Genomic DNA, 19,205 nt, shown 5'->3' with positions numbered 1-19,205 from the left:
CAGCATCATCAGCGCCCGGCACGAGGCCGGAGAGCGGAGCGAGGCGGCGGCATGAGCGAGCGCAGCGAGCGAATCATCGGGTATGGCGCGGTGGAGCCTCGTGGCGACGCCGAGCGGAGCGAGGCGGCGGCATGAGCGACCTGACCACGAAGACCGCGGCGGAGATCGCCGCCCTGGTGGCCGGCGGGGAGGCCTCCGCCGTCGAGGTCACCCAGGCCCACCTCGACCGGATCGCGGCGGTCGACGACCGGGTGCACGCGTTCCTGCACGTCGACGCCGAGGGCGCGCTGGCCGCCGCCCGCGCCGTCGACGAGCGTCGTGCGGCCGGTGAGGCGCTCGGCCCCCTCGCGGGCGTGCCGGTCGCCGTGAAGGACGTGCTCACCACGAAGGGCGTGCCGACCACCGTCGGGTCGAAGATCCTGGAGGGCTGGCGTCCGCCGTACGACGCGACGATCGTCGAGCGGCTGCGCGCCGCCGGCACGGTGATGCTCGGCAAGACGAACATGGACGAGTTCGCCATGGGCTCCTCCACCGAGTACTCGGCGTACGGGCCGACCCGCAACCCGTGGGACCTGGACCGGATCCCGGGCGGCTCGGGCGGCGGCAGCGCGGCGGCGCTGGCCGCGTACGAGGCGCCGCTGGCCATCGGCTCGGACACCGGCGGCTCGATCCGCCAGCCGGGCGCCGTGACCGGCACCGTCGGTGCCAAGCCGACGTACGGCGGCACCTCCCGCTACGGGCTGGTCGCCTTCTCCTCGTCGCTGGACACGCCCGGCCCCTGCGCCCGGACGGTGCTGGACGCCGCGCTGCTGCACGAGGCGATCGGCGGGCACGACCCCCGCGACTCGACCTCGATCCCGCAGCCGGTGCCGGACGTGGTGGCCGCCGCGAAGCTCGGCGCCACCGGCGACCTGACCGGCGTGCGGCTCGGCATCGTGACCGAGTTCGCCGGCGAGGGCGCCGAGCCGGGCGTGCTGGCCGTGTTCCGGGAGGCGGTCGACACGCTCACCAAGCTCGGCGCGGAGATCGTCGAGGTGTCCTGCCCGCACTTCACGTACGCGCTGCCGGCGTACTACCTCATCGCACCGAGTGAGTGCTCCTCCAACCTGGCCCGGTTCGACGGCGTCCGGTTCGGCCTGCGGGTCGGCGACGACGGGAACCGGTCGCTGGAGGAGGTCATGTCGCTGACCCGCGAGGCCGGCTTCGGCCCGGAGGTCAAGCGCCGCATCATGATCGGGACGTACGCGCTGTCGTCGGGCTACTACGACGCCTACTACGGGCAGGCCCAGAAGGTGCGTACGCTCATCAGCCGGGACTTCACGGCGGCGTTCGCGCAGGTGGACGCGCTGATCTCGCCGACGACGCCGTTCGTGGCGTTCCCGATCGGCGCGCGCACCTCCGACCCGTACCAGATGTACCTGGCCGACCTGTTCACCATCCCGACGAACCTGTACGGCGGGCCCGGCATCTCCGTGCCGTGCGGGCTCTCCGACGGGCTCCCGGTCGGGCTCCAGGTCATGGCCCCGACGATGGCCGACGACCGGATGTACCGGGTCGCCGCCGCGCTGGAGAGCGCCGTCGGCACGTTCACCCCACCGGCACTGTGAGGCAGGAGCTCCGATGACCACGACACTGCCCTCGTACGACGACGTCGTCGCGCGCTACGAACCGGTGATCGGCCTGGAGACCCACGTCGAGCTGGGCACCCGGACGAAGATGTTCTGCGGCTGCCCGACCGACTTCGGCGGCGAGCCGAACACCCGGGTCTGCCCGGTCTGCCTCGGCCTGCCCGGCTCGCTGCCGGTGGCGAACAAGGCGGCCGTCGAGGCGACCATCCGGATCGGCCTCGCGCTGAACTGCTCGATCGCCCAGTGGTGCCGGTTCGCCCGGAAGAACTACTTCTACCCGGACATGCCGAAGAACTTCCAGATCAGCCAGTACGACGAGCCGCTCTGCGTCGACGGCTACCTGGACGTCGAGGTGAACGGCGAGACGGTGCGGATCGGCATCGAGCGGGTGCACCTGGAGGAGGACACCGGCAAGACGCTGCACGTGGGCGGCGCCACCGGCCGGATCCACGGTGCGACCGAGTCGCTGGTGGACTACAACCGGGCCGGCATCCCGCTCGTCGAGATCGTCACCAAGCCGATCCCCGGCGCCGGGGCGCTCGCGCCCGAGGTCGCCCGCGCGTACGTGACCGAGCTGCGGGACGTGATCCGCTCGCTGGGTGTCTCCGACGTCCGGATGGAGGAGGGGTCGCTGCGCTGCGACGTGAACACGTCGCTGAACCTCCCCGGCGAGGAGTGGGGCACCCGGACCGAGACGAAGAACGTCAACTCGCTGCGGTCGGTGGAGCGGGCCGTCCGCTCGGAGATGCTGCGCCAGGCGTCGGTGCTCGACGCGGGCGGCCGGATCACGCAGGAGACCCGGCACTTCCACGAGGACACCGGCGACACCACCCCGGGCCGCTCGAAGGAGACGGCCACCGACTACCGGTACTTCCCGGAGCCGGACCTGGTGCCGCTCGCGCCGGACCCCGCCTGGGTGGCCGAGCTGAAGGCGGCGCTGCCGGAGCTGCCGCGGCTGCGCCGCAGGCGGCTCCAGCAGGAGTGGGGCCTGTCCGACCTGGACATGCAGTCGGTGGTCAACGCCGGCGCGGTCGAGCTGATCGAGGCGACGGTGGCCGCGGGCGCGAGCCCGGCCGCCGCCCGCAAGTGGTGGCTCGGTGAGCTGTCCCGCCGGGCCAACGAGACGGGCGTGGAGCTGGCCGACATCGGGGCGACCCCGGCGCAGGTGGCCGAGCTGCAGAGCCTGGTGGACGCCGGAAAGCTCAACGACAAGCTGGCCCGGACCGTGCTCGAGGGCGTGGTGGCCGGCGAGGGCTCGCCGACCGAGGTCATGACGAACCGGAACCTGGAGGTCGTGTCGGACACCGGCGCGCTCACCGCCGCGGTGGACGAGGCGATCGCCGCCAACCCGGACATCGCCGAGAAGGTCCGCAGCGGCAAGGTCGCGGCGGCCGGCGCGCTGGTCGGCGCCGTCATGAAGAGCACCCGCGGCCAGGCCGACGCGAAGAGCGTCCGCGAGCTGATCCTGGAGCGCCTCGGCGTCCAGGGCTGAACCACCCGCGGAGGGGCCGACGTCGTGACCCGGCGGCGGCCCCTCCCGCCTACCCCGCAGTACGCGCGAGACCCGCGCACCCCTCGGCAGGGCGTCAACGGCGACGCCCGGATGGAGCCATCGTGAACCAGCGCGACCTCGACGTCCTCGACGAGATCCAGCGGCGGGTGCTGTGGCTCGCCACCCGGATCGTGGACTCGGCCAACCACGACCGGGACACCGGCGACGGGGTGAAGGTGGGCGGCCACCAGGCGTCGAGCGCCTCACTGGTCACGGCGATGACCGCGCTCTGGTTCGCGCACCTCGACGCCGAGGACCGGGTGGCCGTGAAGCCGCACGCCTCCCCGGTCTACCACGCCATCCAGTACCTGCTCGGCAACCTGGACCGCTCCTATCTCACCCGGCTCCGGGCGCGGGGCGGCCTCCAGTCGTACCCGTCGCGCACCAAGGACCCGGACGGCGTGGACTTCTCCACCGGCTCGGTGGGGCTCGGTGCGGCCGCGCCGCTCTTCGCCGCCGCCACCCGCCGGTACGTGGACGCGCACTTCGGCCCCCGGCCCCGGTCCCGGTTCGTCGCGCTGATCGGCGATGCCGAGCTGGACGAGGGGAACGTCTGGGAGGCCGTCGCCGACCCGGCCACCACGGGGCTCGGGAACGTGATGTGGCTCGTCGACTTCAACCGGCAGTCGCTGGACCGGGTGGTCCCCGGGGTGCGGATCAACCAGTGGCGGGGCCAGTTCGAGGCGGCCGGCTGGCACGTCGTCGAGGTGAAGTACGGGCGCCGGCTCGCGGCGGCGTACGGGCGGCCGGGCGGCGCCGCGCTCCGCGACTGGATCGACGTGATGCCGAACGAGCAGTACCAGTCGCTGTTCGGGCTCTCTGGGCCGGAGCTGCGCAAGCGGTTCCTCGACGGCGCGCCGGAGGCCGTCGCCGCGTTCGTCGCCGACATCCCGGACGACGAACTGGGCCCCCTCGTCACCGACCTGGGCGGGCACGACCTCGCGGCGCTGCTCGACGCGTACGCCCAGTGCGACGCGGTCACCGACCGGCCCAGCGTCGTCTTCGCGTACACGGTGAAGGGCTGGGGCCTGCCGATCGCCGGCAACCCGCGCAACCACTCGGCGCTGCTCACCACCGAGCAGATCGCCGCGCTGCGCGCCGCGCACGGCCTCACCCCGGAGACCGAGTGGGACCGGCTCGACCCGGCGTCGCCGGCCGGCATCCGGGCCGGCGAGCGCCGGGAGGCGCTGTCCCGCCGGCCCCGCGAGCGTGCGCTGGGGGTCACCGTCCCGGAGACCACGAACGTACGCGCCAACAAGCCGATCTCCACACAGGAGGTCTTCGGCCGGGTCCTCGTGGACCTCGCCCGCCACCCGGAGGTCGGCCGCTACCTGGTCACCACCGCACCAGACGTGGCCACCTCCACGAACCTCGCCGGGTTCATCAACAAGACCGGGGTGTTCGCACCGACCGCGCGGCGCTCCTGGACCGAGGACCGGATGCTGCGGTGGACCGAGAGCCCGGCCGGGCAGCACATCGAGCTGGGCATCTCGGAGATGAACCTGTTCCTGCTGCTGGGTCAGCTCGGCCTGGCCTGGGACCTGTCGGGCCAGCCGCTGCTGCCGGTGGGCACGGTCTACGACCCGTTCGTGCTGCGCGGCCTCGACGCGTTCCTCTACGGGACGTACTCCGGTTCCCGGTTCGTGGTCGCCGGCACCCCGTCCGGCGTCACCCTCGCCCCGGAGGGCGGCGCCCACCAGTCGACCATCACCGCCTCCGTGGGGCTGGAGCTGCCGGGGGTGACGTTCGTCGAGCCGGCGTACGCGGTCACCCTGGACTGGCTGCTCTGCGACGCCCTCGCCCAGATCGCGTCCGGGGCGGCCCCGTCGGTGACGGCGGCGCCGGCCGAGGACGGGGCGTACTACTTCCGGCTCAGCACCCGCCCGCTGGACCAGGCGCCGTTCGAGGCGGCGCGGGCCCGGCTCGGCGACGCGGTGCTGCGCCGGCAGGTGGTCGCCGGGGCGTACCGGCTGGTCGACGCCCACCAGGCGTACCCGCACCTCGCGGACGCGCCCGTGGTGCAACTGGCGGCGTCCGGGGCGGTGCTGCCCGAGGTGCTGGCCGCCGCGGCGGAACTGGCCGAGGAGGGCGTGGCCGCGCACGTGGTCGACGTGACGAGCCTGGACAGGATCTACCGGGCGTGGCAGCGCACCCTGCGCCAGGGCGTACGCACGGCGACCGTGCCGAGCGTGCCCGGCGCGCTCCGGTCGGCCTTCGACGACCGGGCGCCGGTGGTCACCGTGCACGACGCCGCCTCGCACGCGATGGCGTGGCTGGGCTCCGCGCTCGGCGTGCCGGCCGTGCCGCTCGGCGTCGACGAGTTCGGCCAGTCCGGCAGTGTCGCCGAGCTGTACGAGCTGCACGACCTGCTCCCTGGCAGCATCGTGAACGCCGCCCTGGCCGCCCTGTCGCTGCGCTGACCCGTCGGGCTCGGCGCCGACGCCGCGGCCCGTCGGGCGCGGCGCCGGCCCGTGGGGCCCGGCGCGGCTGCCTTCAGCCCGTGGGGCTCGGCGTCGCCGTCGGGCTGCCGTTCGGGGCGGGCGAGACCGGCCCGCCCCGGGTCGGGGTCGGGGTGACGGGCACCTGGTCGCCGGCCTTCGGGTCGCGGATCACGTGCCGCTCCAGGTTCACCTGGGCCTCGCCGGTGCCGCCGACGGTGATGTCGTCGTACGCCTGCAGCAGCTTGTCCTTGTCGAAGTAGAGGACGCTCATCGACAGCGGGGTGGGTTCCTCGCCCTCCAGCCCGCGCAGGCCGGCGCCGCCGGTGGAGCCCTCCACCATGAGCTGGGTCGTCGGCTGCCCCGGCTGCTGGGGCAGTTTGGAGACCTGGCGGGCGTGGGTGTGCCCGGCCAGCACCAGCGGGCAGGTGCCGGAGAGCGGCCCCGCCGAGGCGGGATCGTGCACCAGCGCGATGTCCACCGGCCGGGGTGACCGGCGGATCGTCTCGGCGAGCTGTTCGCCGGTGCCGATGACCTGGTCGGCCACCTGCGGGGTGAGACCGCTGCCGGCCGGGGAGGTGTTCTTGTCCGGCGTGAAGCGCGGGTCGCCGATGCCGGCGATGGTCAGGCCGGCGACCGTGGTGGTCGAGTTGTTCAACACGATCGCGTTGGGCTGCCGGGCCACCGCCGCCGCGGTGCGGGCCGAGTCGTGGTTGCCGCGGATGTAGACGTACGGCTTGCGCAGCAGGCCGATCGAGCCGACGTACGACGCCTCCGGCTCGCTGCCCCAGTCGGTGATGTCGCCCGTGTCGATCACCACGTCGATGTCGAACTGCTCCACCACCGTGCGGATGAGCTGCCACCCGGTCGGGTTGAGGTGCATGTCCGAGACGTGCAGCACCCGCGTGGTGTCGGGCGCCGGCTCGAACACCGGCAGCCCCGACACGGTGGTGTAGAGCTTGCTGACGTTGCCGACCAGCCGTTCGAGCTGCTCGGCGTACCGGGTGTAGTCGTTGGCGATCCGCCGCGCGTCGCCCACGATGGCCGGCGCGTTGACCAGCAGCCCCTCGTACCGCGGCTCCTCGATCGCCTGCGGGCGCAGCGTCGCGGCCGCCGTCCCCAGGCTGCCCGCGGTGACCGCCAGCGCCAGCCCGCCGGCCACCGCGGTGCGGCGGACGTTCCGGAACACCAGTGCGGCCAGCAGCAGGGTCGCCAGCACCGCGCACGCGACGGTACGCAGCCCGAGCCGCATCACGCCGGACCGGACGTCCTCCACGGCGGAGACACTGGCGCGCTGGATGCTCGCCGGGTCGTCGATGAGCGCCTCGGTGCGCGTCTGGTCCAGCGCCCCGAGCCGGACGGTCAGCCGGGTCGGCCCGTCGTGGCTGTCGAGCAGCAGGGCACCCAGCGGCGGGATGTCCACCCGGGTCCCCCCGTCGGTGTCGGGGGAGAGGGTGAGGGTCGCCTGGAACGGGCCGATGTCGGTGTCGACCCGGCCGCCGCCGAGTACGCCGAGGACCACCCCGGCCAGGGTGACCGCCAGCACGGCCACCGTCACCCCGGCCATGCGCAGCGGGCCGCGCCATCCGGGTGGTACGGCGCCACGACGCAGCGGCCAGCGGCGACGGCCGGCCGGCGTCGTCCCGCCGGCAGCGTTCTGCTCGTTCTGCTGCCCGTCCATGCGATGGTGACCTTCCGGGTCAGCTCCGGCCCGCGCCGCCGTCGGCGAAGACCAGGCGGAGAATGCGGTCGTCCTCGGGCGCCGGGTTCCCCCGCCCGTCGTGGTTCGACGTGGTGACCCAGAGGGATCCGTCGGGCGCCGCGGCCACCGCCCGCAGCCGGCCGTACCGGTTCGTGAGCAGTTCGCGGGGCTGGCCGAGGACGCCGCCGTCGTCGGTCAGCTCGACCACCCAGAGTCGTTCGCCCCGCAGGCAGGCGGTGACCAGGAGCCGGTCCACGGCGGCCAACCCCGAGCAGGAGGCGTCGGAGGTCGGCCACTGGGTGATCGGGTTCACGTAGCGCTTGTCGTCGCCGCGGCCCTCCACCTCGGGCCAGCCGTAGTTCTTGCCCTTGACGATCTGGTTGATCTCGTCCCAGGTGTTCTGGCCGAACTCCACGGCGTACATCCGCTTGGCCGTGTCCCAGGCGAAGCCCTGCACGTTGCGGTGTCCCAGCGACCAGACGGGGGAGCCGGGGAACGGGTTGCCCGCCGCCGGCTTGCCGTCCCGGGTGATCCGCAGGATCTTGCCGCCGAGGCTCTTCACGTCCTGCGCGTGGGGACGCTCACCGGCGTCACCGGTGCTCGCGTAGAGCTGCCCGTCCGGGCCGAAGCCCAGCCCACCCCCGTTGTGGATCCCCGCCTTCGGGATGCCGGTGAGGATGGGGGTCGGTGCGCCGCCGAGCCGCAGCCGGGCGATCCGGTTGTCCCGCTCGGTCGTGTAGTAGACGAAGATCGTCCGGTCCCGCTGGTAGTCCGGGGAGACGGCGAGGCCCAGCAGCCCACCCTCGCCCGAGGCCGCCACGTCGGGGATGGTCTGCACCACGCTGACCCGCAACCCGTCGGGCCCCGACTCCGGGCCGACCTTGAGGATCCGGCCGCTGTCCCGTTCGGTGACCAGGGCTCCGCCGTCGGGCAGGAAGCCGATGGCCCACGGCACCCGCAGTCCCTTGGCCAGCACGGTGGTGACCACCTGCTGGTTGGCGCCGCCGGGGCTGGCGGAGACCGACGGGGTGGGGAAGTTCGGCGGCTCGCCCGCCGGGTCGGGGTCCGGCTCGCCGAAACTGCATCCGGTGGCCGCCAGCAGCAGTGCCGCGCAGGACGCCGCGAGGGCCCCACGGGCGCGGCGGACGCGGGTGTACGGGGGTCGGGCGCTCACCCGGCCCAGGGTATCCCGCCGGGCCGTCCGGGGCTCGGTGTGCGGGCGTCCGGCGCGGGTGCGGGACCGGTGTGTGCGGCCCGGACGGGGTGTGCGCCGGCCGGGGCGCCCACGGCGACGGCTATCGTCGGCGGGCGTGAAGGTATGGATTCCGCACGAGGCGGGACTGGCGCTCCTGGGTGAGCTGCCCACGGAGGTCACCGTCGAAGTCGCCGAACAGCCCGACAAGCTCCCCTCCGAGGTGGCGGACGTCCGGTTCTGGGTGCCGCCGTTCCTCGCCACCTCGGACAGCGCGGCCCTCCTGCGCGAGCTGCCCGACCTGGAGGTCGTGCAGCTGCTCTCCGCCGGGGCCGACGCCTGGGTGGGGCGGATCCCCGACGGCGTGACGCTCTGCGACGCCCGTGGCGTGCACGACCCGTCCACCGCCGAGTGGGTCGTCACGGCGATCCTCGCGAAGCTGCGCGCGTTCCCCGCCTTCGCGGCGGCGCAGGCCCGCCGGGAGTGGGCGTACGACGGGGTGGCCCCGACCGACGAGCTGAGCGGCAAGCGGGTGCTGATCGTGGGGGCCGGCTCGATCGGCACCGCGGTACGCGACCGGCTCGCCCCGTTCGACGTGAGCTTCACCCTGGTGGCCCGCACCGCCCGCCCCGAACAGGGGGTGCACGGCGTGGACGAGCTGCCCCGGCTGCTGCCGGAGGCCGACGTGGTGGTGCTGCTGGTGCCGCTCACCGACCAGACCCGTGGCCTGGTCGACGGTCGGTTCCTGGCCGCCATGCGGGACAACGCGCTGCTGGTCAACGCCGCCCGGGGCCCCGTCGTACGCACCGAGGACCTGGTCGCCGAACTCGCCACCGGGCGTATCAGCGCCGCGCTGGACGTCACCGACCCGGAGCCGCTGCCCGCCGACCATCCGCTGTGGGGGATGCCGAACGTGCTCATCACCCCGCACGTCGCCGGCTCGGTGCGCGGTCTGCTGCCGCGGGCCTACCGCCTCGTGGGGGACCAGGTGCGACGGTTCGCGGCCGGCGAACCGCTGATCAACTCGGTGGTCGACGGCTACTGAGCGGCCCGGTCACGCCGTCCGGGCGTGCCGTGTCAGCCGGCCGCCCCGGGAAGCGTCTGGCCAGTCGCCGAGACGAGCCGGGGCAGGTCGGCGCCGCGTACCGCCGGGAGGACGACCTGTTCGCCGTCGGCGAGCCGCGCCACGGCCCGGCCGCGCGGGTCGGTGCCGAGTTCGACGACCCGGTCCCAGGTGATCCGGCGCTGCCCGGCCAGCGCCCGCAGGCGCAGCTCCCGGGCGTCCGCGTCGGTGCCGGCCCGCCACGCCCAGAGGCCGACGGCGAGCGGGACGAGCAGCACCGGCAGCAGGTACGTCCGGGCGCTGGCCAGCGGCAGGGCACCGATGAACGCGATGATGGCCGCGGCCAGGAGAGCCTGGTTGTGCCGGAAGCGGACGGTGGCGGTCTTACTCACCCTCCGATGATCCCACCTCGACCTCGTCGGACGTCGGCCGGGCGGACACGCCACGACGGTCGGACGTACGCCGGTCACCGCGCGGTGGGCGGTGCCTGGAGGGATCCCGGGCCGGGGTGGTGACGCACGTCACTGTCAGGGGAGCGGACGTAACCGCCGGGTCCCGCGGCTCGTTCCAGGACATTGGGCAGCGGACTCGCTCGTCCCGCACCGCCCCCGTGCCCCCTCACGAAGGCGACCGCCGTGCTCCTCGCCGCCCCTCTCCTCGCGCGCCGCCGGACGGCGCCGGAGGCCGCCGCGCTCGTGGTGGTCGCGCTGCTCGTCCTCGCCGCCGCCGTGGACCTCCTGCCGGCCGTGGCCGCCGTCGCCCTCGCCGCCTCGATGGCCGCCACGTTCGCCGTGGTACGCCTCTCCCGGCTGGCCGTCCGCCCCGCCACCCGCGCCGCGGTGGTGCTGCTCGACGGCGCCGTCCTGGCGGCCGGGTCGACCGCTGCCGTCCTGCCGCTGGCCCGAGGCCGGGCGGTCGTCGTCGCCGGTACGGCCGTGGTCGGGGCCCTCGCCGTCCTCGGGCTGCGCCGGCTTCCCGGCCGCTCCGGGTCGCCGCTGCGCGCCCGCCTGCGCCGGCTCACCGAGGCGACCGGCCCCGCCGTCGGCCTGGCCCTCACCGGCTGGCTCCTGCTGACGCGCCCGGCCGTCCCGGCGCCGGCCCGGTTGGCCGTGGCGGTCCTGCTCGGTGTGGTCGGTTCGGTCGGGATCACCGCGTTGACCGGAGCGCACCACCGTCCGGGCGCGGCCACCTGCCGGGGCGGGGTGGCCCTCACCCTGCTCGGGCTGGTGCTGCTGGCCGTCGTCGGGCCGGGTCCGGCCGTGCTGGTGGCCGTACCACCGCTGGTCACCGGGCTGCTGCTCGTCGCCGCGGGCGCCGTGCCGCCGACGTCGCCCGGTCGCGCGGCGCCGGTCTGGCCCCGGGCGGTCGTCCCGGCGCTGGCCGTGCTGCTCGCCGCCGGTTGGCACGTCGGCGCGGGCCTGCCGACCGACCGCGCCACCGTGCTGCTCGGCGTTCTCGCCGTGCCGGCGCTCCTGCTCCGCGAACTGGTCCGCCCCGCCCGGTGAACTGCCGAGCGGGGACCCGGGCCCGGCGAGCGGACCGCCGTCCCCGCCGCGGACACCGGCCGGGCCGTCCACGACGTCCGACCCGGTTCCGGACGGCGCTGTGGGCGCGCCGGCGCCGCCGCCCGGGCCGGTTCCGGCGGGCGCTGTCGGTGTGCCGGAGCCGCTGCCGGCGGGCGCCGTCGGCGCGCCGGGGCCGCTTCCGGCGGACGTCACCGCGCTGCCCCCGCCCGGCGCCTCCGACCGGCCGGCGCTGTTGCGGGCCGTCGCCACGGCACCGGCCGGTGCGCTGCTCGTGGTGGAGCTGCACGTGCCGGGCGCCGAGGCCGTCCCGCCCGCGCTCCGGGACGACCTGCTGGCCGAGGCGGTCCACCGGGCGCGCGCGGTGGTCGGCCGGTCCGACCTGCTCGCCGCGACGGGCGCCGCGGGGTTCGCGGTGCTCACCCCGACGGGGCCGGTGCTGGCGTACGCGCTCGGCGAGCGGTTGCTCGCCGCGCTCACGCAGCCCTACCGGACGGGCGGGACGGTGCTGCGGGTGCAGGCGAGCGTCGGCCTCGCCGAGATCACCGGGGCCGGACCGGAGGACGTGCTCCGCCAGGCCGACCTCGCCCGCCGGCGGGCCGTCCAGCTCGGGCGGGACCGGGTCGAGTGGTACGACGCGTTCCTGGAGGAGCAGCTGGTGCGGCGGCTCGACCTGGAGCGGGAACTGCCCGGCGCGGTCGCCCGCGGTGAGCTGGACCTGGTGTACCAGCCGGTGCTCGGGCTGGTCGACCGGCTGCCGGTCGGCACGGAGGCGCTGCTGCGCTGGCGCAGCCCCGTGCTCGGCACGGTGCTCCCCGCCGAGCTGCTCCCCGTCGCCGAGGACCTGGACGTGGTCGGCGAGCTGGAGTGGTGGGCGCTGGACCGGGCGTGCCGGCAGCTCGCGGAGTGGTCGGCGCACGGCCGCCAACTGTGGATGGCCGTGAACGTCACCACGGGAGAGCTGACGATCCCGGACTTCGTGCAGCGGACGGGCGCGATCCTGGCCGCGTACGGGGTGCCGCCGGACCGGCTCGTGGTGGAGGTGGCCGAGCCGCGCATCGGCGCCGACCTGTCCACCGTGGTGGCCCGGCTGGCCGGGCTGCGCTCGCTCGGTGTGCGTACGGCGCTGGACGACTTCCGGGCCGAGCACGCCTCGCTGGCCCACCTGCGGCGACTGCCGATCGACCTGCTCAAGGTCAACGGTCGCCTGGTCGACTCGGCCACGGAGACGCAGGACGCGCTCATCGACGTGGTGGTGAGCGTCGGCGACCGGCTCGGCGTGGAGGTGGTGGCCGAGGACCTGGAGTCCCCGGCGCAGGTCGAGGGGGCGCGGCGGGCCGGCTGCCGGTACGGGCAGGGCTTCGCCTTGGCCCGGCCGGCCACGGCGGAGCGGGTCGAGGCGTACTTCGAGGAGTTCCCCTCCACGCCCCGCTGACCGTCACGCGCGTCCGTCGTGCCGGGCCGCCGAGGGCAACGTCCGCCTGATCGCCGGTGTTCCGTGCCGCGATCCCATGACTTGAAGATTTTCGCAAGTGCTAAAGTCTTCAGGGTTGTTCCGGGGAGGGGTGGGATGTCGGTACCGCTGTACCAGGCCAAGGCGGAACTGTTCCGCACGCTCGGGCACCCGGTGCGGATCCGGGTGCTCGAACTGCTCCAGGACGGGCCGAAGCCCGTACGGGACCTGCTGGCCGCCATCGACGTCGAGGCGTCCAACCTCTCCCAGCAGCTCGCCGTGCTGCGCCGGGCCGGCATGGTCAGCACCTGGCGGGACGGCCCCCTCGTCATGTACGCGCTGAGCACGCCGGACGTGGCCGACCTGCTCGCCGCCGGCCGGCGCATCCTCGGTGCCGTCCTCACCGACCGGGACGCCCTGCTCGACGAGCTGCGTACCGACGGATCCACCCGGTGAGCCCCGCGGCGATCCGCGACCGCGTCCTGGGCCTCCTGCCGCAGCGTGCCGACTGGGCAGCCGTACGCCGGTCACCCGGCCGCGACCTGATCGCCGGGCTGACCGTGGCGGTGGTCGCCCTGCCACTCGCGCTGGCCTTCGGTGTCACGTCCGGGCTCGGGGCCGAGGCCGGCCTGGTCACGGCCGTGGTCGCCGGCGCGGTAGCCGCGGTCTTCGGTGGCTCCAACCTCCAGGTCTCGGGCCCCACCGGAGCGATGACCGTGGTGCTGGTGCCGGTCGTGCAGCGCTTCGGCGCGACCGGTGTGCTCATGGTCGGCGCGATGGCCGGGCTCGTGCTGATCGTCCTTTCGGTCGCCCGCCTCGGCCGGTACGTCCGCTACCTTCCCGTACCGGTGATCGAGGGGTTCACCGCCGGCATCGCCGTGGTCATCGCGCTCCAACAGGTGCCGGCGGCGCTCGGCGTGGCGGACGCGCACGGCGAGCGGGTGTGGGCCGTCGCCGCCGACGCGGTGGCCCGGTTCGTGGCCCGCCCCCACCCGGCTCCCCTCGCGATGGCGGTCGCCGTCGCCGCGGTCATGCTCGTCGGCGCCCGCTGGCGGCCCGGATGGCCGTTCTCCCTCGTCGCGGTCGCCGCCGCCACCGCCGTGGCCGAACTCGCCCCCGTCGACCTGGCCCGCATCGGCGCGCTCCCCGCCGGGCTGCCCGCCCCGTCGCTGGGCTTCCTCGACCCGGGCGCCGTCGGCGTGCTGCTGCCGTCGGCGCTGGCGGTGGCGGCGCTGGCCGCGCTGGAGAGTCTGCTCAGCGCGACGGTGGCCGACGGGATGACCGTCGGCGAACGCCACGACCCCGACCGGGAGCTGTTCGGGCAGGGCCTCGCGAACCTCGCCGCACCGGTCTTCGGCGGCATCCCGGCCACCGCCGCCATCGCCCGTACGGCCGTGAACGTGCGCGCCGGCGCGTCCTCGAAGCTCGCCGCGTTGACGCACGCCGTGGCGCTCGCCGGGATCGTGCTGGTCGCCGCCCCGCTTGTGGGCCGGATCCCGCTCGCCGCGCTGGCCGGCGTCCTGCTCGCCACCACCGTGCGGATGGTCGAGGCGGGCTCGCTGCGGGCCCTCGTGCGGGCGACCCGCGGTGACGCTCTCGTGCTCGTGCTCACGTTCGCCGTCACCGTGGCCCTCGACCTGGTCACCGCCGTCGCGGTCGGGGTCGGCGTGGCCGTCGTCATCGCGCTGCGGGCGGTGGCCCGTACGGCCCGCCTGGAGCGGGTGCCCCTGGACCGGGGCGAGCACAGCGCCGAGGAGCACGCGCTGCTCGCCGACCACATCGTGGCGTACCGACTGGACGGCCCGCTGTTCTTCGCCGCGGCGCACACCTTCCTGCTCCAGCTCTCCGACGTGGCCGACGTGCGGGTGGTCATCCTGCGGATGTCGCGGGTGTCCACCATCGACGCGACGGGCGCACAGGTCCTCGGCGACGCCGTCCTGCGGCTCCAGCGGCGGGGCATCACCGTGCTGCTCTCCGGCGTCGCCCCCGGCCACGACCAGGTGCTGTCCGCGCTCGGTGTCGCCGGGCAGCTCCGCCGTGACGGCCTGGTCTTTCCGGACACGCCCAGCGCGATCCGGTACGCCCGGACGGTGGCGCTGGGCGGCGCCCGGCCGGCCGATCCCGCCGGTCACGGTGACGCCCGCCGCGGCGCGCCCGCCGTCGCCGGCCCCTGAACGGCACGATCCGGCGGGGGCGCCTCCCCGCCGGATCGTGTCCGGGCCGCTGGACGCGGCCGGTGGGTGTTGGTCTGCGGTGTCCGGGCGGTCAGGCCCGGGCGGCGGCGAGCACCTGGCCCACCAGGTCGGCCGAGGTGCCGGAGCGCTCGTACTCGGGCCGGTGCAGGGTGCCGCCCATCAGCGGCCGCGGGTTGCGGTGGACGGCCGGGCTGTCCGACGTGACCAGTGCCGCGAAGTGGTACTCCCGGGCGCCGGTGGCCTCGATGATCCGGGCGATGTTGCGTGGCGTGATGCCGCCCCCGGGCATGACGATGATGCGGTCGCCGGCCCGGCGGACCAGGTCGGCGATGAGCGGCGCGCCCTCCAGCACGCTCACCTCCTGGCCGGAGGTCAGCACCCGGTCCACGCCGAGTTCGACGAGCTGCTCCAGCGCCTCGTACGGGTCGCGGACCATGTCGAAGGCCCGGTGGAAGGTGACGCTCGCGCCGCCCGCCGCCTCGATGAGCTTCCGGGTGGTGGGCACGTCCACGTCGCCCTCGGGAGTGAGCGCGCCGATGACCACGCCGTGCGCCCCCGCGGCCACCGCCGCCTGCACGTCCCGCACCATCGACTCGATCTCGACGGGGGAGTAGATGAAGTCGCCGGCGCGCGGCCGGACGATGACGTGCACCCGGATCCGGTCCACGCTGCGTAGGGCCGTCTCGATCGTGCCGATGCTCGGGGTCAGCCCGCCGTCGAAGAGCGCGGAGCACAGCTCCACCCGATCGGCGCCGGCCGCCTCGGCGGCGATCGCCCCCTCGACGCTGTCGATGCAGATCTCGAATGTCGTCATCAGTCTTCCCTCTCCGTGCGGGGCGGTCCCGCTGTCGTGTTCGTGCCGGGCGGTGGTCGTCGCCGTGCCGGTCGGTGCGGTCGTCTCCCTGGCGGGCGGCCGCGGTCGCCGCACCGGGCGGCGCTGCGGCGTGGTCAGGAGGTCGTGGCGGCGTCGGGCGACGAGCGGTCGATGGCGGCGGTGACGGCACCCACCGGCTCGCCCCCGCCGAGCACCGGCACGCGGCGCAGCTCCGGTGCGCCGTGGACGTCCGCGCCCGCCTCGGCCAGCGCGGCCAGGGCGATCACCGTGGTGGCCCGGGGGCTGCCGTCGATCGCCTTGACGGCCACCGCGTAGCCATCGGGGGTCGCCACCCCCAGCACACCCTCGGCGCCGCCCTTGGCGAGGATGCCCGGCAGCGCCCGCATGAGGTCGGTGTTCGGGTGGCCGTGCCAGCCCCCGACGTACTCCGGGTGGGTGCGCATCGCCTCGGCCACCCGCGCCTCGTGGCTGCCGGGCGCGGCGGTCGCGAGCGCCTGGAACGTGCGGGCCAGCCCGGTGAGCGGCAGGCCGAACAGCGGTGCGCCGCAGCCGTCCACCGCGACGGCGCTCACGGGTACGCCGGCCAGCCGTTCGACGGCCGCCGCGATCTCCCGCTGCAACGGGTGGCCCGGGGCGAGGTAGTCGTCGGTCGACCAGCCCCGGGCGACCGCGGCGACCAGCATGGCGGCATGCTTGCCCGAGCAGTTCATCCGGATCCGGCTGCGCTGCTCGCCGTCGCGGATCAGCCGTTCGCGGGTCGCCTCGTCCTCCGGCCAGTCGGCGGGGCAGCCGAGCGCCTCCTCGGTCAGCCCGGCGGCGGTCAGCAGGTCGCGTACGACCGCCACGTGCCGGTCGTCGCCGGTGTGGCTGCCGGCGGCGATCGCCAACGCGGGGCCGGCGAGCACGCCGGCCAGCGGCGACGCGTCGCCGGCGGCCTCCACGGCGGCCAGGCAGGCCAGGGCCTGCACCGGCTTGAGGGTGGAGCGCGGCAGCACCGGCTCGTCGGGTACGCCGGCCCGGAGCGCCACGGCGCCGGACGGGTCGAGCACCACGACGCTGCCGAAGTGCCGGCTCTCGACGACGCCGTTGCGCGTCACCCGGGCCAGTTCCGCGTACGGGGCGGTGGTCATCGGGCGGTACTCCCAGGGGTGAGTGGCGTCGCCGCGGGCTCCCGGGCGGCCGACCGGCCGCGCGTGGTGAGCCGCCCGTTGCGGGCCTGCAGGACGCGGGCGAGTTTCGACAGCGACGCGTTGACGACGAGGTAGATCAGCGCCACCACGAGGAACGTCTGGATCAGCAGGTGGGTGTACGAGGCGAGCACCTGTCCGCTGTAGAGGAGTTCGGTGTAGCTCACCACGAAGCCGAGCGAGGTGTCCTTGAGCAGCCCGACCAGCTGGCTGACCAGCGACGGGGTGAGCCGGAGCAGGGCCTGCGGCAGGACGACCAGCCGCATGACCTGCCCGCGGCGGAGCCCGATGGCGAGACCCGCCTCGGTCTGGCCCCGGTCGAGGGCCTTGATGCCGGCGCGGAAGATCTCGGCGAACGCCGCCGCGTTGGAGACCACGAGCGGCACCACGAGCTTCCAGAACAGCGGGAAGTTCAGCCCGTACTTCGGCAGCGCGAACAGCGTGATGTAGACCAGCAGCAGCGCCGGTACGGTCCGGAAGACCTCCACGTACGCGCCGGCCAGCCAGCGTAGGGGCCGGTGCGCGGACAGCCGGCCGAGCGCGAGCAGCAGCCCCAGCGCGCCGCTGAGGACGGCGGTCGCCGCGGCGGCGAGCAGGGTGGCCCAGAGCGCGTCGAGCAGGTAGCGCCAGATGGGCCACGTCGTGAAGGGCTGCCACCGCTCGGCCGCCAGTTCGCCGTGGCTCGCGAACTGGTGGACCGCCCAGGCGATCCCGCCGAGGATGGCGAGCGCGCCGAGGACGGTGGCGATCCGGATGCGGCGCTGCGCCCGCGGGCCCGGTACGTCGAAGAGGATCTGCTGGTTCGGGTTCATCGCACGATCGCAAACCTTCGTTCGAGCGCGCCGGTGATCCGGCTGATCAGCAGCGCCAGCAGCATGTACGCGAGGCCGGCGCCGGTGAAGACGGCGATCGGCTGGGCCTCGACGAGGTTGACGTTGTTGGCGGCCTGGGTCAGCTCGACGACCCCGACCGCGGCGGCCAGCGAGGTGTTCATCAGCAGCGCGATGCAGATGGTGCCCATCGGCTGGATCACCGCGCGCAGTCCCTGCGGCAGGATGACGTACCGCAGGGACTGGCTGAAGGTGAGCCCGATGGCGCGTGCGGCCTCGGCCTGCCCCACGCCCACCGTGTTGATCCCGGCGCGGATCGCCTCGGCCAGGTACGCCCCCTCGTACGCGGAGATCACGATGGCCGCCGAGGTGAACAGCGGGAACGTGATGCCGATGGTGGGCAGCGCGAAGACGAAGAGCACCAGCAGGGCCAGCAGCGGCAGGTTCTGGAGCACCTCGACGTAGACCGTGCCGACGCCGCGCAGCAGCGGCACGGGGCAGATCCGCAGCGTCGCCACGATCACGCCGAGCAGCAGCGCGCCGATGGTGGTCACGACGGTCATGTGGACCGTCGTGACCAGCCCGTGGCCGAATTCGCCGAGATGACCGGTGAGGGCGTCCATGGCGGAGGTGCGATCCTCAGGAGCCCTCGACGGACCCGATGGCCGGCGGGGTGGGCGTGCCGCCCTCCACGACGCTGCCCAGGGTGTTCTGCCACACCTTGGCCCAGGTGCCGTCGGCCTGGATCTTCCGGAGCCAGTTGTTGACGAACTCCTTGAACTCGGTGTCCTCGTGGTTGAGGCCGATGCCGTACGCCTCGGTGGTGAACGGCTCGCCGACCACCTTCATGCCCGGGTTCGACTTGGCGTTGGACGCGAGCAGGGTGAAGTCCTGCACGTACGCGTCGCCGCGCTTCTGGAGCAGGGCCTGCACGGCCTGCGGGTCGGTGGCGAAGGCGACCTGCTTCGAGCCGGGGGCGGCCTCGGGCAGCGCGGTGACCGCGGGGGTGTTGGCGCCCACGATGACGGTCTTGCCGGCCAGGTCCTTGACGCTCTTGATGCTCGTCTCGTCCTTGCGGACGGCGACGGCGAGGCCGGAGGTGAGGTACGGCCCGGCGAACGCGACCTGGGTGGCCCGCTGCGGGGTGATCGTGTAGGTCTGGAAGACCGCGTCGACCTCCTTGGCCTGGAGCATCGCCTCGCGCGTCTGGGTGCCGATGGTGACGGTCTTCACCTCGGGCTTGCCGATGATGTACTTGGCCAGCAGCTTGGCCATGTCGGCGTCGAAGCCCTCGATCTCGCCGGTGACGGGGTTCTGCTGGGACAGCAGCGGCGCGTCCAGCGAGCCGCCGACCGTCAGGTAGCCGCGCTTGCGGATCTTGTCCATCGTGGAGCCGGCCGGGATCTCCGCGTCGGAGGCCACCGGCGCGGCGTCGAAGACGGACTGGGCCGCCTTGTCGCCGCCCGCCGCGCCGGGCAGGGCGGGGGCGGAGCCGCCGTCGCCGCAACCGGTCGCGGCGAGCGCGACCGTCACGGCCGTGGCGGCGATCGTCAGCGCGCGGCGACGCGTGACGTTCCTGGAGAGAATCGACATGCCACCCTCCTCGG

General features: G+C 74.6%; 16 protein-coding genes. 8 read left to right on the top strand and 8 right to left on the bottom strand.

What is annotated here, in order from left to right:
* Nucleotides 1-131 precede the first annotated feature (131 nt).
* The 3 genes from gatA (at nt 132) to OG994_RS18345 (ending at nt 5,600) form a co-directional block, all read left to right on the top strand.
* A complete protein-coding gene (gatA, locus tag OG994_RS18355) occupies nt 132-1,607 on the top strand; it encodes an Asp-tRNA(Asn)/Glu-tRNA(Gln) amidotransferase subunit GatA (protein ID WP_328850432.1) in 1,476 nt (491 codons plus the stop codon).
* A 13-nt stretch (nt 1,608-1,620) separates the two neighbouring features.
* Nucleotides 1,621-3,120: an Asp-tRNA(Asn)/Glu-tRNA(Gln) amidotransferase subunit GatB gene (gene gatB, locus OG994_RS18350; RefSeq protein WP_328850431.1), complete on the top strand. Its 1,500-nt coding sequence runs from the start codon at nt 1,621-1,623 to the stop codon at nt 3,118-3,120.
* Between the two features lie 122 nt (nt 3,121-3,242).
* Nucleotides 3,243-5,600, top strand: a complete 2,358-nt coding sequence (locus tag OG994_RS18345; protein ID WP_328850430.1) for a transketolase-like TK C-terminal-containing protein — start codon at nt 3,243-3,245, stop codon at nt 5,598-5,600.
* Between the two features lie 73 nt (nt 5,601-5,673).
* Here the strand turns inward: OG994_RS18345 and OG994_RS18340 are convergent, their stop codons facing one another.
* A complete protein-coding gene (locus OG994_RS18340; protein WP_120328587.1) occupies nt 5,674-7,299 on the bottom strand; it encodes a metallophosphoesterase in 1,626 nt (541 codons plus the stop codon).
* A 19-nt stretch (nt 7,300-7,318) separates the two neighbouring features.
* The gene (locus OG994_RS18335) at nt 7,319-8,494 is read right to left on the bottom strand and encodes a PQQ-dependent sugar dehydrogenase (RefSeq protein ID WP_120328586.1); all 1,176 of its coding nucleotides are present in this window, start codon (nt 8,492-8,494) and stop codon (nt 7,319-7,321) included.
* A 136-nt stretch (nt 8,495-8,630) separates the two neighbouring features.
* Here OG994_RS18335 and OG994_RS18330 point away from each other — a divergent pair, with 136 nt between their 5' ends.
* On the top strand, nt 8,631-9,557 hold the full coding sequence (locus tag OG994_RS18330) for a 2-hydroxyacid dehydrogenase (RefSeq protein ID WP_120328585.1): 927 nt from the start codon (nt 8,631-8,633) through the stop codon (nt 9,555-9,557).
* Between the two features lie 32 nt (nt 9,558-9,589).
* Here the strand turns inward: OG994_RS18330 and OG994_RS18325 are convergent, their stop codons facing one another.
* Nucleotides 9,590-9,967 (bottom strand): PH domain-containing protein, encoded by a 378-nt coding sequence (locus tag OG994_RS18325; RefSeq protein ID WP_120328584.1) that lies wholly within the window; start codon nt 9,965-9,967, stop codon nt 9,590-9,592.
* 243 nt (nt 9,968-10,210) lie between these two features.
* Here OG994_RS18325 and OG994_RS18320 point away from each other — a divergent pair, with 243 nt between their 5' ends.
* From OG994_RS18320 to OG994_RS18305, 4 genes are all read left to right on the top strand, one after another.
* On the top strand, nt 10,211-11,080 hold the full coding sequence (locus OG994_RS18320; protein ID WP_328850428.1) for a hypothetical protein: 870 nt from the start codon (nt 10,211-10,213) through the stop codon (nt 11,078-11,080).
* A gap of 151 nt (nt 11,081-11,231) precedes the next feature.
* Complete coding sequence (locus tag OG994_RS18315) at nt 11,232-12,533, top strand: GGDEF domain-containing phosphodiesterase (protein WP_328850427.1); 1,302 nt, start codon at nt 11,232-11,234, stop codon at nt 12,531-12,533.
* Between the two features lie 135 nt (nt 12,534-12,668).
* Nucleotides 12,669-13,007, top strand: a complete 339-nt coding sequence (locus tag OG994_RS18310) for an ArsR/SmtB family transcription factor (RefSeq protein WP_120328583.1) — start codon at nt 12,669-12,671, stop codon at nt 13,005-13,007.
* Nucleotides 13,004-14,725, top strand: coding sequence for a SulP family inorganic anion transporter (locus tag OG994_RS18305; RefSeq protein WP_328850426.1), 1,722 nt, complete (start codon nt 13,004-13,006; stop codon nt 14,723-14,725). The genes OG994_RS18310 and OG994_RS18305 overlap by 4 nt, the downstream gene beginning before the upstream one ends.
* A gap of 91 nt (nt 14,726-14,816) precedes the next feature.
* Here the strand turns inward: OG994_RS18305 and OG994_RS18300 are convergent, their stop codons facing one another.
* The 5 genes from OG994_RS18300 to OG994_RS18280 form a co-directional block, all read right to left on the bottom strand.
* Nucleotides 14,817-15,560 (bottom strand): copper homeostasis protein CutC, encoded by a 744-nt coding sequence (locus OG994_RS18300; RefSeq protein WP_120328581.1) that lies wholly within the window; start codon nt 15,558-15,560, stop codon nt 14,817-14,819.
* A gap of 134 nt (nt 15,561-15,694) precedes the next feature.
* A complete protein-coding gene (locus OG994_RS18295; protein WP_328850425.1) occupies nt 15,695-16,711 on the bottom strand; it encodes an asparaginase in 1,017 nt (338 codons plus the stop codon).
* The gene (locus tag OG994_RS18290) at nt 16,708-17,580 is read right to left on the bottom strand and encodes an amino acid ABC transporter permease (RefSeq protein WP_328850424.1); all 873 of its coding nucleotides are present in this window, start codon (nt 17,578-17,580) and stop codon (nt 16,708-16,710) included. The genes OG994_RS18295 and OG994_RS18290 overlap by 4 nt, the downstream gene beginning before the upstream one ends.
* Nucleotides 17,577-18,221 (bottom strand): amino acid ABC transporter permease, encoded by a 645-nt coding sequence (locus tag OG994_RS18285; protein ID WP_120328578.1) that lies wholly within the window; start codon nt 18,219-18,221, stop codon nt 17,577-17,579. Before OG994_RS18285 ends, OG994_RS18290 begins: the two co-directional genes overlap by 4 nt.
* Nucleotides 18,222-18,237: 16 nt before the next feature.
* The gene (locus OG994_RS18280) at nt 18,238-19,191 is read right to left on the bottom strand and encodes a glutamate ABC transporter substrate-binding protein (protein ID WP_120328577.1); all 954 of its coding nucleotides are present in this window, start codon (nt 19,189-19,191) and stop codon (nt 18,238-18,240) included.
* Nucleotides 19,192-19,205 lie beyond the last annotated feature (14 nt).

This window comes from Micromonospora globbae (genome assembly GCF_036184225.1).
GTDB classification, from domain to species: domain Bacteria; phylum Actinomycetota; class Actinomycetes; order Mycobacteriales; family Micromonosporaceae; genus Micromonospora; species Micromonospora globbae.
The sequence above is the reverse complement of the archived record's forward strand: the minus strand, read 5'-3'. Positions and strand labels throughout refer to the sequence as shown.